The 13221-nt window shown below is 66.7% G+C and carries 11 protein-coding genes and 2 pseudogenes; 9 read left to right on the top strand and 4 right to left on the bottom strand.

The features are described from left to right. Positions 1–41: 41 nt before the first annotated feature. Positions 42–1061: a DUF2804 domain-containing protein gene (locus HMPREF2914_RS05455; protein ID WP_003109416.1), complete on the bottom strand. Its 1020-nt coding sequence runs from the start codon at positions 1059–1061 to the stop codon at positions 42–44. Positions 1062–1228: 167 nt separating this feature from the next. On the opposite strand from HMPREF2914_RS05455, the gene HMPREF2914_RS05450 reads away from it, so the two are divergent. From HMPREF2914_RS05450 to HMPREF2914_RS05420, 7 genes and pseudogenes are all read left to right on the top strand, one after another. Further along, positions 1229–1777: a DUF2059 domain-containing protein gene (locus HMPREF2914_RS05450; protein ID WP_003120754.1), complete on the top strand. Its 549-nt coding sequence runs from the start codon at positions 1229–1231 to the stop codon at positions 1775–1777. A gap of 13 nt (positions 1778–1790) precedes the next feature. After that, a complete protein-coding gene (locus HMPREF2914_RS05445) occupies positions 1791–2096 on the top strand; it encodes a BolA family protein (protein WP_003109415.1) in 306 nt (101 codons plus the stop codon). Positions 2097–2260: 164 nt separating this feature from the next. Continuing rightward, entirely contained in the window at positions 2261–3199 is a 939-nt protein-coding gene (locus tag HMPREF2914_RS05440; protein ID WP_023092164.1) for an oxygen-dependent tRNA uridine(34) hydroxylase TrhO, read from the top strand. A gap of 39 nt (positions 3200–3238) precedes the next feature. Further along, positions 3239–3841, top strand: a complete 603-nt coding sequence (locus HMPREF2914_RS05435) for a DsbA family protein (protein ID WP_023980573.1) — start codon at positions 3239–3241, stop codon at positions 3839–3841. After that, positions 3834–5624: an ABC transporter ATP-binding protein gene (locus HMPREF2914_RS05430; RefSeq protein WP_003106581.1), complete on the top strand. Its 1791-nt coding sequence runs from the start codon at positions 3834–3836 to the stop codon at positions 5622–5624. The genes HMPREF2914_RS05435 and HMPREF2914_RS05430 overlap by 8 nt, the downstream gene beginning before the upstream one ends. Positions 5625–5918: 294 nt before the next feature. Then, positions 5919–8376 (top strand): annotated as a pseudogene (locus HMPREF2914_RS05425) (EAL domain-containing protein). Between the two features lie 74 nt (positions 8377–8450). Then, positions 8451–9233, top strand: a complete 783-nt coding sequence (locus tag HMPREF2914_RS05420) for an iron-containing redox enzyme family protein (RefSeq protein ID WP_003085869.1) — start codon at positions 8451–8453, stop codon at positions 9231–9233. A 50-nt stretch (positions 9234–9283) separates the two neighbouring features. On the opposite strand, the gene HMPREF2914_RS05415 is transcribed toward HMPREF2914_RS05420, so the two are convergent. The 3 genes from HMPREF2914_RS05415 to HMPREF2914_RS05405 form a co-directional block, all read right to left on the bottom strand. Continuing rightward, positions 9284–10243, bottom strand: coding sequence for a quinone oxidoreductase family protein (locus HMPREF2914_RS05415; protein ID WP_023092163.1), 960 nt, complete (start codon positions 10241–10243; stop codon positions 9284–9286). Positions 10244–10268: 25 nt separating this feature from the next. After that, positions 10269–10442, bottom strand: coding sequence for a DUF1427 family protein (locus HMPREF2914_RS05410; protein WP_003085873.1), 174 nt, complete (start codon positions 10440–10442; stop codon positions 10269–10271). Between the two features lie 83 nt (positions 10443–10525). Further along, positions 10526–11314 carry an AraC family transcriptional regulator gene (locus HMPREF2914_RS05405; RefSeq protein ID WP_003085876.1) on the bottom strand — a complete coding sequence of 263 codons (789 nt, stop codon included), beginning with the start codon at positions 11312–11314 and terminating at the stop codon, positions 10526–10528. Between the two features lie 321 nt (positions 11315–11635). On the opposite strand from HMPREF2914_RS05405, the gene hppD reads away from it, so the two are divergent. Together hppD and HMPREF2914_RS05395 are read left to right on the top strand one after the other, a co-directional pair. Beyond that, entirely contained in the window at positions 11636–12709 is a 1074-nt protein-coding gene (gene hppD, locus HMPREF2914_RS05400) for a 4-hydroxyphenylpyruvate dioxygenase (protein WP_003134288.1), read from the top strand. Positions 12710–13006: 297 nt separating this feature from the next. Then, positions 13007–13221 (top strand): annotated as a pseudogene (locus HMPREF2914_RS05395) (aromatic amino acid transporter AroP); the annotation flags it as partial.

Here is a 13221-nt window from a genome sequence, read left to right as displayed (position 1 = left end):
CGCCGCGCTGCGGGTCGGAAATAGATTGCCCGCCGCCGGCGTCACCAGCGCGCGCGGGTCGAGCCGATCCAGCCGAGGGCGCCGTCCACCGGCACGCAGTCGCCGTCGTCGTGGCGCAGGGTGCCGTTGAAACGGCCGAACCACTGGCGGGTATTGGCATAGAACAGGCCGACGCTGGGCCGCGCCTGGTGCAGCTGTTCGGGACGGAAGAGCAGCTCGACGCGACCGCAGGCGCTGTCCAGGCGCCATTCGGCCAGCGGGTCGCGAGGCTCGCGGATGTGCACGTCGTCGAGCACGCGGCTGAGCTTGCCGCCGAACCACAGGGCGTTCTCGCGCAGGTCGCTGGCTTCGGTCCAGCCGGTGCCGAAGTTGCCGGCGATGCCGCCGGGGGCGGCGAAGGCGGCGCGGGTCCAGTAGGTATGCAGCGGCCAGACGCCGCGGCCGAAGTCCAGCGCGGCGAAGCTCTGGCCCGCCTGGCAGTCGTAGCGCCGGCGGCCGAGTTGCAGGCAGCCGCTGATCGGTAGGCCGAGCTGGCGGCTACAGGCATGGAAGGTGTGTTCGCCCATCGGCACCACCAGGTTCACCGACTCCAGGTGCGACGGTCGTCGCACTTCTAGCGCCAGCTCCAGCGGCAGGCCGCCGAGGTCCGGGGCCTGGCCGGTGACGCGCAGGCGCCCGGGCTGTTCGTCGAAGCGCAATTGCAGGCGGGGATGCTCGAAGGCATGGCTGGCCTGCGGCTCGTCGGGCAACTGGCAGCCGAGGCCGAAGAAGCGGATCTGCGTGTGCGCTACCGCCTGGCCGCTGTCCAGGTCGAGGAAATAGGCGGCGCCGTAGGTCAGGTAGTCGAGGTCGGCGATGGTCAGCGAGAGCATCCAGCCGGGGCTGACGATGCACCAGTGGTTCCAGCGCTTGCGCCGGCCGAAGTGGCCGGGGATGTGGCAGAGCACCCGCGGCCGGGCGGACCAGCCGACCGCCCGGGGATCGAGCCGGCCGTGGCTGTCGCAGAGGTTGCGCAGGGGCGGGGGCGATACGGCGAGGGTATCGGCGGCGGTTCCGTTCATCTAACACATCCATGTGACAGGCTGACGCAAGCATGCCGGCTGCGGAAGGAAGGCGGCAAGTACCCACTACAGAACTGATAGTAGACGGCATGGAGCGGGCGGGCGCCGGATAGGATTCTCCCGATATTCGGCGCCGCGCTTGAGCGGATTTCGAACTTAGGCGCAGAATGTCGGGTCCCACGGACACATCTACCCAACCTCAAGGATTTTCCATGACCCGTCTTCGCCTCATCGGCAGCGCCGTGCTGCTCAGCCTCAGCTCCATGGCCATGGCCGATTCCGCCAGCCAGGCCGAGCAATTCCTCAAGCTGGTCCATGCCGACAAGCTGACGGTCCCGGTCTATGCCCAGGTGCAGCAGATGCTGGCCCAGCGCTTCGCCCAGGCCAAGGCGCCGGAGAGCAAGAAGGCGGTTCTCGAGCGTTACCAGGCTAAGGCCAATGCCGAACTGGACCGCGCCATCGGCTGGGACAAGATCAAGCCCGAGCTGATCAAGCTCTACACCACCAACTTCACCGAGTCCGAGCTGAAGGACCTGAATGCCTTCTACCAGTCGCCGCTGGGCAAGAAGGTGCTGGAGAAGATGCCGCGCCTGACCGCCGAATCCGCCCAACTGACCCAGGCCAAGCTGCAAGGCGCCGTCGAGCCGGTGAACAAGCTGATGGCCGACATGGACAAGGAACTCGGCGTCGCCGCGCCGGCCCAGAAGAAAAAGTGAGTCGTGATTCGCGATGAGCATGCGTGACCGTATCCAGACCGCCCTGCAGCCCCTCGATCCGCAACACGTCGAGGTGCTCGACGAGAGCCACATGCACAGCCGCGGGCTGGAGACCCACTTCAAGGTGGTGCTGGTCAGCCCGCAGTTCGCCGGGTTGAACGCGGTGAAGCGGCACCAGAAGGTATATGCCACCCTCGGTGGGTTGATGGGCGAGTTCCACGCCCTGGCGCTGCATACCTTCACCCCTGAGGAGTGGAGCCAGGCTGCGGTGCCGTCCTCGCCGACCTGCCGCGGCGGGAGCAAGCACGACATACCCTGAGACGGCGTCCGTCGCGGCGGGGTGCAGAGCCTGCCCCTGCTGCGCTAGACTACGCACCCAGCGCCGGCCTTCCGCCGGCGTTGTCGTTTCCATGGCGCCAGCGGCTGGCGCTTTTCGTTCCGGTCCGCCCTTTACGCGGGCGACCACCTGGAGGCTATATCCCCATGACATGCATCGTCGTGGCGGCGCTGTACAAGTTCGTGACTCTCGACGATTACGTGGCGCTGCGTGAACCCCTGCTGCAAACCCTGCTCGACAACGGTGTGAAAGGCACCTTGCTGCTGGCCGAGGAAGGCATCAACGGCACCGTCTCCGGTAGCCGCGAAGGCATCGATGCGCTGCTCGCCTGGCTGCGCAGCGATCCCCGGCTGGCCGATATCGAGCACAAGGAATCCTACTGCGACGAACAGCCGTTCTACCGCACCAAGGTCAAGCTGAAGAAGGAAATCGTCACCCTCGGCGTGCCTGGCGTCGATCCGAACAAGCAGGTCGGCCAGTATGTCGAGGCGAAGGACTGGAATGCCCTGATCAGCGATCCGGAAGTCCTGCTGATCGATACCCGCAACGACTACGAGGTGGCGATCGGCACCTTCGAGGGCGCGGTCGATCCGAAGACCAGGTCGTTCCGCGAGTTCCCCGAGTACATCAAGGCCCACTACGACCCGGCGCGGCACAAGAAGGTGGCGATGTTCTGCACCGGCGGCATCCGCTGCGAGAAGGCTTCCAGCTACATGCTCGGCGCCGGTTTCGAGGAGGTCTTCCACCTCAAGGGCGGCATCCTCAAGTACCTCGAAGAGGTGCCGCAGGAACAGAGCCTGTGGCGCGGCGACTGCTTCGTATTCGACAACCGCGTGACCGTGCGCCACGATCTTAGCGAGGGCGAGTACGATCAGTGCCACGCCTGCCGCAACCCGGTTTCGCTGGAAGACCGCCAGTCCGAGCACTACGTGCCCGGCATCAGCTGTCCGCACTGCTGGGACTCGCTGAGCGAGAAGACCCGCGCCGGCGCTCGCGAGCGGCAGAAACAGATCGAACTGGCGCGGCAGCGCAACCAGCCGCACCCGCTCGGTCGCGATCCGCGCCAGTCCACGCTGGAGAACTGAACCTTGGCCAAGGCCCGCCTGCTGTACGTGATGGACCCCATGTGTTCCTGGTGCTGGGGCTTCGCCCCGGTCGCCGAGGCGCTGTCCCGGCAGGCGGCCGCCGACGGCGTCGCTTTCCACCTGGTAGCCGGTGGCCTGCGCGCCGGCCACGGCGCGGCGCTCGACCCGAATACCCGCGGCTACATCCTCGGCCACTGGCAGACCGTGCAGCAGACCACCGGCCAGCCGTTCCGCTTCGACGACGCGTTGCCCGAAGGCTTCGTCTATGACACCGAGCCGGCCTGCCGGGCCCTGGTGGCGGCGCGCAGCCTCGACGAGGAAAGCGCCTGGCCGCTGGTGAGGGCGATCCAGCGGGCGTTCTACGCCGAGGGGCGCGATGTCACCCAGGCGGCGGTGCTCGCCGACCTGGCGGAAGCGGTGGGAATTCCACGCATCGAGTTCGCCGCGGTCTTCGACAGCGGCGAGGCGCGTGACGCCACCGCCGCCGATTTCGCCTGGGTCCAGGACCTTGGCATCGCCGGGTTCCCGACCCTGCTGGCCGAGCGCAACGGCCAACTGGCGTTGCTCACCAACGGCTACCAGCCGCTTGCCGAACTTTCACCCTTGCTCGGCCGCTGGCTGGAACGGGGCCGGCATGAGTGAGCGCGGAGACCGCCTGAGCTGGGCGGAGATTCGTCGACTCGCACTGCGCCACAAGAAAGCCCTGTTGCTCGCCAACCTGGTGGCGGTGCTGGCCACCCTCTGCACCGTGCCGATCCCCTTGCTGCTGCCGTTGCTGGTGGACGAAGTGCTGCTCGGCAAGGGCGACGGCGCGCTGCGTTTCATGGACCGCCTGTTGCCCGCCGACTGGCAGGTGGCGTTCGGCTACATCGGCCTGATGCTGGCGGCGACCCTCCTGTTGCGGGGGGCGGCGCTGGTGTTCAACGTGCTCCAGGCGAAGCTGTTCGCGCGGCTGTCCAAGGACATCGTCTACCGCATCCGCCTGCGTCTGATCGAGCGCCTCCGGCATATCGCCCTGGGCGAATACGAAACCCTCGGCGGCGGTTCGATCAGCGCCCACCTGGTGACCGACCTGGACACCCTGGACAAGTTCGTCGGGGAAACCCTCAGCCGCTTCCTGGTCGCCTTGCTGACCCTGCTCGGCACCGCCGCGATCCTGGTCTGGATGCACTGGCAGCTGGCCTTGCTGATCCTGCTGTTCAACCCGCTGGTGATCTGGTCCACGGTACAACTGGGCAAGCGCGTCAAGCACCTCAAGAAGCTCGAGAACGACAGCACCGCGCGCTTCACCCAGGCGCTCACCGAGACCCTCGAGGCGATCCAGGAAGTCCGCGCCGGCAATCGCCAGGGCTATTTCCTCGGCCGCCTCGGCCACCGCGCCCAGGAAGTCCGCGACTACGCCGTGGCCTCGCAATGGAAAAGCGACGCCGCCGGGCGCGCCAGCGGCCTGCTGTTCCAGTTCGGCATCGATGTGTTCCGCGCCGCGGCGATGCTTACCGTGCTGCTCTCGGACCTGTCGATCGGCCAGATGCTCGCGGTATTCAGCTACCTCTGGTTCATGATCGGTCCGGTCGAACAGCTGCTCGGCCTGCAATACGCCTACTACGCCGCTGGCGGCGCGTTGCAGCGGATCAACGAGTTGCTGGCGCGGGCCGACGAGCCGCGCTACCCGCCGCTGCGCGATCCGTTCGCCGGCCGCACGACCGTTGGCATCGAGGTGCGCGGGCTGGATTTCGCCTACGGCGAGGACAAGGTCCTGGAGCAGTTGGACCTGAACATCGGCGCCGGCGAGAAGGTTGCCCTGGTCGGCGCCAGCGGCGGCGGCAAGAGCACGCTGGTGCAACTGCTACTCGGCCTCTACAGTGCGCAGCGCGGCAGCATCCGCTACGGCGGGGTGCCCCTGGAGGAAATCGGCCTGGACTGCGTGCGCGAACATGTCGCGGTGGTTCTCCAGCATCCGGCGCTGTTCAACGACAGCGTGCGGGCCAACCTGACCATGGGCCGCGAACGCAGCGACCAGGCCTGCTGGCGGGCTTTGGAGATCGCCCAGTTGGCCGACGGCGTGCGGCGCCTGCCGCAGGGGCTGGACACCGTGGTCGGGCGTTCCGGGGTGCGCCTGTCGGGCGGTCAGCGGCAGCGCCTGGCGATCGCCCGGATGATCCTCGCCGAGCCCAAGGTGGTGATCCTCGACGAGGCCACCTCGGCCCTCGACGCCGCTACCGAGTACGCCCTGCACCAGGCGCTCGGCGACTTCCTCGAAGGCCGCACCACATTGATCGTGGCTCATCGGCTGTCGGCGGTGAAGCAGGCCGACCGGGTCCTGGTCTTCGATGGCGGGCATATCGCCGAAGACGGCGACCACCAGCAACTGATCGCCGAAGGCGGCCTCTACGCCCGGCTCTATGGACATCTGCAACAGATGTGAGGCGCCAGGCTGTCGCCTGGCGGTTTTTCTCGTATATTCCATATAAGACATCCGGTTTTTATTGGCTGCGGCAATAAAAAACGCTGTCTGTTCCGCCAGGTGCAGGGCAGGTTCGGCAAACAGCCACTAGACTCCTACTGTTTGCCGGGTGTCCGCCTCCTCCAGCGTCGTGGCTGCCGGCAGGCAAGGCCTCGGGAGTTCTGCGACGGGATCTTGAGCGGCCGACAGGTGATGCAGTCAGGGGTGACGGAGACGGCACCCGATCGCTTAGCGCCAGTTTGAATGGTAGATGGAATGAGGCAGAACCGGACTCTCGACAAGCCCCGCCTGCTCGGCCTGGTATGGCCCTTCATCGTCGTGGTGCTGTTGCAGGCCATGCTGGCGGGCGGCAGTCTCTACGTCCTCTCCGCGGTGCGCAGCTATGTCGGCGGCGAAAGCCTCTGGTCGAAGGGCCAGAAGGATGCCATCTACTATCTCACCCTCTATGCCGACTCACGCGCCGACGAAGACTTCCGCCGCTACGAGGAGGCCATCGCGATCCCCCTCGGCGACCGCGAGATGCGCCTTGCCCTGGACCAGCCCGACCCGGACATCGAGGCGGCCCGCCAGGGCATCCTCAAGGGCGGCAACCATGCCGACGACGTTACCGCGATCATCTGGCTGTACCGCAACTTCCACGACTTCAGTTACTTCGAGCGCGCCATCGAGCTGTGGCTGGTGGGCGACAAGTACGTCATGGAACTGATCGACGTCGCCGGCAAGATGCGCGCGGGCATCGGCACCGGGCAGGCCAGTGCCGAGCAGGTGCAACAGTGGAAGACCGAGATCCACGCGATCAACGAGAAGGTCACGCCGGCGGCCAAGGCCTTCAGCGACGCCCTCGGCGAGGGCTCGCGGGCCTTGCTCAGGCTGCTGCTGGTGGCCAACCTGACCACCGCCAGCGTGCTCATCCTCCTGGCGTTCCTGCGTACCCGGCAGCAACTGATGCAGCGCCAGGAAGTGGAGAACGCCCTCGATGCCGAGCGCGAACGGGCCCAGATCACTCTGGCCTCGATCGGCGACGGAGTGATCACCGCCGACACCCAGGGGGGGCATTTCCTACCTCAACCCGGCCGCCGAGCAGATGACCAACTGGACGCTGGACAAGGCCCGCGGCCTGCCCCTGGCGTCGCTGTTCCGGATCGTCGACGAAAGCTCGCGGGAGGAGGGCATGCTGCTGATCGAGCAGATCCTCAGCGGCGAGATCGACGGCGGCCGCGAGCATTCCAAGCTGGTCCTGCGCCACGACGGCAGCAGCGTGCCGGTGACCCTGGTGGGTGCACCGATCCATCGCGGCGGCGAGATCACCGGGGTGGTCCTGGTGCTTCACGACATGACCCGCGAGCGCCAGTACATGGCGCGCCTGTCCTGGCAGGCGACCCACGATGCGTTGACCGGGCTGACCAACCGCCGCGAGTTCGAGTATCGCCTGCAGATAGCGCTGGAACGCCTGGAGCGCAACAGCGGGCGGCACGCCCTGATGTTCCTCGACCTGGACCAGTTCAAGCTGGTCAACGACACCTGCGGCCACGCCGCCGGCGACGAACTGCTGCGCCAGGTCTGCACCCTGCTGCAACAAGGCTTGCGCGAGGGCGACACGCTGGCGCGGCTGGGCGGCGACGAGTTCGGCATCCTGCTGGAGAACTGCCCGGCGGAAAAAGCCGTGGAGATCGCCGACCATCTGCGCAAGACGGTCCAGGACCTGCACTTCACCTGGAGCGGGCAGCCGTTCAACTGCACCGTCAGCGTCGGCCTGGTGCACCTGCTGCCGGGTATCTCGACCCTCGAGGAGGCACTGCGCTCCGCCGACATGGCCTGCTACATGGCCAAGGAAAAGGGCCGCAACCGGGTCCAGGTGTTCCATCAGGACGACGTCGAACTGTCGATGCGCTTCGGCGAGATGACCTGGGTCCAGCGCATCCACCTGGCGCTGGAGGAAGACCGCTTCAGCCTCTATGCCCAGCCTATCGTGCCGCTGGGCGAAGGCGCGGAGGAGGGCTTGCACGTCGAACTGCTGCTGCGCCTGCGCGACGAGGGCGGGCGCCTGGTGCCGCCGCTGAGCTTCATACCCGCCGCCGAGCGCTATGGCCTGATGACGCTGATCGACCGCTGGGTGGTGGAGAATGCCTTCCGCACCCTCGTCGAGCGCGCCCAGGACCCTCGCGCCGAGCCGATCGGCACCTGCGCCATCAACCTCTCCGGCGCGACCATCGGCGACGAGTCGTTCCTGCAGTTCCTCACCGAGCTGTTCGCCCGTTACCGCATTCCGCCGCAGACGATCTGCTTCGAGGTCACCGAAACCGTGGCGGTTGCCAACCTGGCCAGCGCCATCCGCTTCATCAACGAGCTCAAGGACACCGGTTGTCGTTTCTCCCTGGACGATTTCTGCGCCGGCATGTCGTCCTTCATCTACCTCAAGCACCTGCCGGTGGATTACCTGAAGATCGATGGCAGCTTCGTCAAGGACATGCTCGAGGATCCCATCGATCGCGCCATGGTCCAGGTGATCAACCATATTGGCCACGTGATGGGCAAACGTACCATCGCCGAGTTCGTCGAGACCGTCGAAGTGATGGAGGCGCTGCGCGAGATCGGCATCGACTATGCCCAGGGCCTGGCCATCGGCGCGCCCCTGCCGTTCAGTCGCCAGCCTCCGGGCGCAGGGCTGGATGCCCAGGGCCTGTGGCCGAGCCTCGGACAGAACCTCCGGTAGGTGACCGCGGAGCGAAGAAAGAGTAGTTTCGCTGCTATGAGGCCGTTGCCGAGAAGAAGAGAAGGGAGACGGGTGTGAGCGAGTTCTTTGACCGTACGGGCCCCTTGCAGGAGGCGGGAAGCTATCCGCAGTGGGCGCAGCAACTGATCGTCGACTGCCAGGCGAGCAAGGACCGGGTTTCCGGCCACGAGCTGTACCGGCGCATGCGCGACGCCGAGCTGAGCCCGGCGCTGATGCGCCTGTACCTGATCGGCGGCTGGCCGGTGGTCGAGCAGTTCCCCTTGTACATGTCGCAGAACCTGCTGAAGACCCGTTTCGCCCGCCATCCCGGCGAAGACATGGCGCGCCGCTGGCTGATGCGCAATATTCGGGTCGAACTCAACCACGCCGACTACTGGCTGCACTGGGCCGAGGCCCACGGTGTGAGCCTGGCCGAGATCCAGGCGCAAGACGTGCCGGCCGAACTGCACGCGCTCAGCCACTGGTGCTGGCACACCTGCGCCAGCGACTCACTGCCGGTGGCCATGGCCGCCACCAACTACGCCATCGAAGGCGTCACTGGCGAGTGGTCGGCGCTGGTCTGTTCGAACGGCGTCTACGAAAACGCCTTCCCCAAGGAAGGCCGCAAGCGCGCCATGAAGTGGCTCAAGCTCCACGCCCAGTACGACGATGCCCACCCCTGGGAGGCGCTGGAGATCATCTGCACCCTGGCCGGCACCAATCCCAGCGCCGAGCTACGCCGGCAACTGCGCGACGCGATCTGCAAGAGCTACGACTACATGTACCTGTTCCTCGAGCGCTGCATGCAGCTGGAGGAGGCGCGCAGCGCCCGCAAGCTCGCGGTCGGCGCGGAGTAGTCTTGCGCGCAGCGGAATCCCGGCGTGTTCTGCCGGGATTCCGCTGGTCCTCAAGGCACCAGGATGATCTTCTCGCAGGTGCCTTCGTTCACTGCCCGGTACTGCTCAACGCCCTGCTCCAGCGGGACTTCCCGCAGCCCGTCCGGCAGCGGCAGGCGGCCTTGGTCGAACAGTTTGCCGAAGGCGTCGAGGAAGCCTGCGCAGGTTTCCACGCCATAGAGCAGCGAGTTGATCCCCACCACCGAGCCACCGCGACGGTACAGGTTCAACGCCGGCAGGCGCACATGGCCGTCGGCTGGTGCGGCGATGATCGCCAGGCGACCGAAGGCGGCCAGCGCCGGGACCGCCGCCTCGAGCCAGAAACCGGTCGTATCGAAGATCACCTCGGCCCCGCCGGGGAAGATCCCTTCCACCTGTGCCGCCAGTTCGGCCGGCTCGCCCAGCAGCAGCGCGGCGATGCCCTGCGCTTCCAGCGCCTGGCGTTGCTCCTCGCGCCGCACCGCGCCGATCGCTTCGGCCCCCAGGGCCTTGGCCAGCGCCAGCGCGGCCTTGCCGACCGCGCCGCTGGCGCCGATTACCAGGAGCCGGGTGCCGGCCTTGACCTGGCTGCGTTGCAGGGCGTCCCAGGCGGTGCTGTAGGGCACCCCGCAACTGGCGGCCTGGGCGAAGCTCAGGCTTTCCGGCTTGAGCGCGACGCCGGCGGCCGGCAGGGTCAGGAACTGCGCGTGGCTACCGTCGCGGAAGAATCCCGGCTCCCGCCCGGTGCCCCAGACCGCCTGGCCGAGCAGGGCCTTCGGTCCCTCCACCACCACCCCGGCGAAGTCGCGGCCCGGTACCCGGGGCAGGGTGGTATAGGGGAAGCGGCCGAGGACGTTCTTCACGTCGCTCGGATTCAGCCCGGCGGCGCGGATTTCCACCCGCACCTCATCGGCGGCGGGAAGCGGGTCGGGCATGTCCACCAGCTTGAGGGCGGCGAGGTCGCCGGTACGGTCGAATTGCAGTGCTTTCATCGGGGGCTCCGTGTCGTCGCGGCGATCAGTGCAGCCACTGCTGCAGCAGGTCGCGGCCAAGGGGGAAAAGCTGTTCGCCGAGCTGCATGCCAAGCAGGCCGACCAGGGCGATGGCGGGTGGCGCCGGCGAGCGGAAGTCGAGTACGGCGTAGAGCACGCCGACCAGCAGGCCGATGCCGAGGGAGATCAGGTAGTTCATGGCGGCTGACAGGGACGGTGAACGATGGTGCCAGTCTAGTTGGCCGAAAAAACATCTATCGGCCAATCGCTATCGAATACCGGTCAAGGCTGGAACGGCTGGTGATGCTCGGCCCTGTACTCGGTGGGAGAGACGCCCAGCTCGCGGCGGAACATGTCGCTGAAGGCGCTCGGCGTATATCCCAGGGCATGGGCGATGCCTGCCACCGGACGGCCATCGATCAGTGCGGCGGCGGCGGTCGCCAGTTGCACCTGCCGCCGCCAGTCGGCGAAGCCCATGCCCAGGCTGCGCTGGAACAGGCGCGAGAGGGTCCGCACGCTGGCCCCGGCGTCTTCGGCCAGGCGCTCCAGGCCGATGTCCAGGGAGGGATTGGCCATCACCGCCTGGCACAGCGCGAGCAGGCGCCTGTCGGAGGCGTCCGGCAGCGGTACGCGGAGGCTGGAACGGCGCGCGCGACCGAGTTCGAGCACGGCGAGATCGGCCAGCGCCCGATAGTAGTGGGGGTCGCTCTGTCGTTCCTGCTCCACCAGGCTGACGATCAGCTCGCGCAGCAGCGGGCCGACCACCAGCACCAGGGTGCGGTCCTCCAGGCCGCGGGAGAGTTCCGGGCTCAGGTAGATGTTGCGCATCTGCAACTCGGACGCGATCCGCACCGCATGGCGCAGGCCCGGCGGCAACCAGACCGCCCGTTGCGGCGGGACCGGCAGGGCCTCGTCGGGCGTCTCCAGCCACATCATCCCGGACACCGCATAGAGTACCTGGCCCCAGGCGTGCTCGTGGGCATCGACGCGGTGCCCGGCAGGATAGCTGCGGGCGACGCCGCGCAGGGGCCGGCGGCTGTCGCTCAGGTCGGGTGGGGCGGGTCGTGCCATGGGAATGCCGTCGCGGAGTAAAGACGCAGGTTAACCGCTTGACGCCGATCATGCAGCGCCGGCTTTCAGCGCAGCCGTGACAGCGCTGCTGGCAGTTTTTCGCTCCGCCCTGTAAAGATAATTTTACGAAGACCGGGCGTTCGCCATGCATGCCGCCGGCGCGTAAGGAATAGTTGCCAGAAACCCTGCGCCAGGCCCTGCGCCGGGCCCTGCCGACGGCTTGTCCGCCGCGTCGCCACGGGGTGAGATGAAGGCATCTCCCATGTCGCCGGCCGCCTGGACCGGCGGCGGTCCATTCAACAAGAACAACGAGGAGGCCGGATGAACGCCGTGGCCAAGATCGAACAGCACAATCCCATCGGTACCGACGGATTCGAATTCGTCGAGTTCACCGCCCCCGACGCCAAGGGCATCGAGCAGCTGCGCCAGCTGTTCAACATGATGGGCTTCACCGAAACCGCCAAGCATCGTTCCAAGGAAGTCTTCCTGTTCCAGCAGAACGATATCAACATCGTGCTCAACGGCAGCCCGACCGGGCATGTCCACGAATTCGCCCTCAAGCACGGCCCGAGCGCCTGCGCCATGGCCTTCCGGGTGAAGAACGCTTCCCAGGCCGCCGCCTACGCCGAATCCCAGGGCGCCAAGCTGGTGGGCAGCCACGCCAACTTCGGCGAGCTGAACATCCCTTCCCTGGAAGGCATCGGCGGTTCGCTGCTGTATCTTGTCGACCGCTACGGCGACCGCAGCATCTATGACGTCGACTTCGAGTTCATCGAAGGCCGCAGCGCCAACGACAACTCGGTCGGCCTGACCTACATCGACCACCTGACCCACAACGTCAAGCGCGGCCAGATGGACGTCTGGTCCGGTTTCTACGAGCGCATCGCCAACTTCCGCGAGATTCGCTACTTCGATATCGAAGGCAAGCTCACCGGCCTGTTCTCCCGCGCCATGACTGCGCCTTGCGGGAAGATCCGCATCCCGATCAACGAGTCGGCCGACGATACCTCGCAGATCGAGGAATTCATCCGCGAATACCATGGCGAAGGCATCCAGCACATCGCCCTGACCACCGACGACATCTATGCCACGGTGCGCAAGCTGCGCGCCAACGGCGTGAAGTTCATGTCGACCCCGGACACCTACTACGAGAAGGTCGACACCCGCGTCGCCGGGCATGGCGAGCCGCTCGAGCAACTGCGCGAACTGAACCTGCTGATCGACGGCGCCCCGGGCGACGACGGCATCCTGCTGCAGATCTTCACCGACACGGTGATCGGCCCGATCTTCTTCGAGATCATCCAGCGCAAGGGCAACCAGGGCTTCGGCGAGGGCAATTTCAAGGCCCTGTTCGAGTCCATCGAGGAAGATCAGATTCGCCGCGGCGTGATCTGATCCCGCTGCCGCCAGCCTGTTCCGGGGCTGGCGGTTTTCCTTGCGCTCCGCGTTTCCGTTCCAGCGGCGCCGATCGCGCCAGCCTTGCCCGCACCGCCGAGCCACGAGCCTGGCGGCCCATTCACGTCACGTACAACAACAAACAGGTGACGCATGATCCGTGAGTCCTTCCTTCGCCCAGCCGACCGCCCGCCGCCACGCGCCCCGCATGGCGCTCGCCGTGCGCCTGCCGCCTGAGCCGCACGGCCCCGTTTCGCCTCCGACAACAATAAATTTCCACTTGCGTGAGATAACTCAATGGACGGCCAACATCCGCATTCGGGCGAGCTCAAGCGCGGCCTGAAGAATCGTCACATCCAGTTGATCGCCCTCGGCGGCGCCATCGGCACCGGCCTGTTCCTTGGCTCGGCCGGGGTGCTCAAGTCGGCGGGCCCGTCGATGATCCTCGGCTACGCCATCGCCGGCTTCATCGCTTTCATGATCATGCGCCAGCTCGGCGAGATGATCGTCGA

It is taken from the genome of Pseudomonas sp. HMSC067G02, from assembly GCF_001813485.1.
In the GTDB taxonomy this organism is placed as follows: domain Bacteria; phylum Pseudomonadota; class Gammaproteobacteria; order Pseudomonadales; family Pseudomonadaceae; genus Pseudomonas; species Pseudomonas aeruginosa.
Note: the sequence above shows the minus strand (reverse complement) of the source record. Positions and strands in the feature narration are given on the sequence as shown.

Coding starts and splice junctions, on each gene's coding strand:
- hppD (WP_003134288.1), top strand. CDS start 11,636: ATGAACGCCGTGGCCAAGATCGAACAGCACAATCCCATCGGTACCGAC.
- HMPREF2914_RS05410 (WP_003085873.1), bottom strand. CDS start 10,442: ATGAACTACCTGATCTCCCTCGGCATCGGCCTGCTGGTCGGCGTGCTC.
- HMPREF2914_RS05435 (WP_023980573.1), top strand. CDS start 3,239: ATGTGTTCCTGGTGCTGGGGCTTCGCCCCGGTCGCCGAGGCGCTGTCC.
- HMPREF2914_RS05405 (WP_003085876.1), bottom strand. CDS start 11,314: ATGGCACGACCCGCCCCACCCGACCTGAGCGACAGCCGCCGGCCCCTG.
- HMPREF2914_RS05440 (WP_023092164.1), top strand. CDS start 2,261: ATGACATGCATCGTCGTGGCGGCGCTGTACAAGTTCGTGACTCTCGAC.
- HMPREF2914_RS05455 (WP_003109416.1), bottom strand. CDS start 1,061: ATGAACGGAACCGCCGCCGATACCCTCGCCGTATCGCCCCCGCCCCTG.
- HMPREF2914_RS05445 (WP_003109415.1), top strand. CDS start 1,791: ATGAGCATGCGTGACCGTATCCAGACCGCCCTGCAGCCCCTCGATCCG.
- HMPREF2914_RS05415 (WP_023092163.1), bottom strand. CDS start 10,243: ATGAAAGCACTGCAATTCGACCGTACCGGCGACCTCGCCGCCCTCAAG.
- HMPREF2914_RS05450 (WP_003120754.1), top strand. CDS start 1,229: ATGTCGGGTCCCACGGACACATCTACCCAACCTCAAGGATTTTCCATG.
- HMPREF2914_RS05430 (WP_003106581.1), top strand. CDS start 3,834: ATGAGTGAGCGCGGAGACCGCCTGAGCTGGGCGGAGATTCGTCGACTC.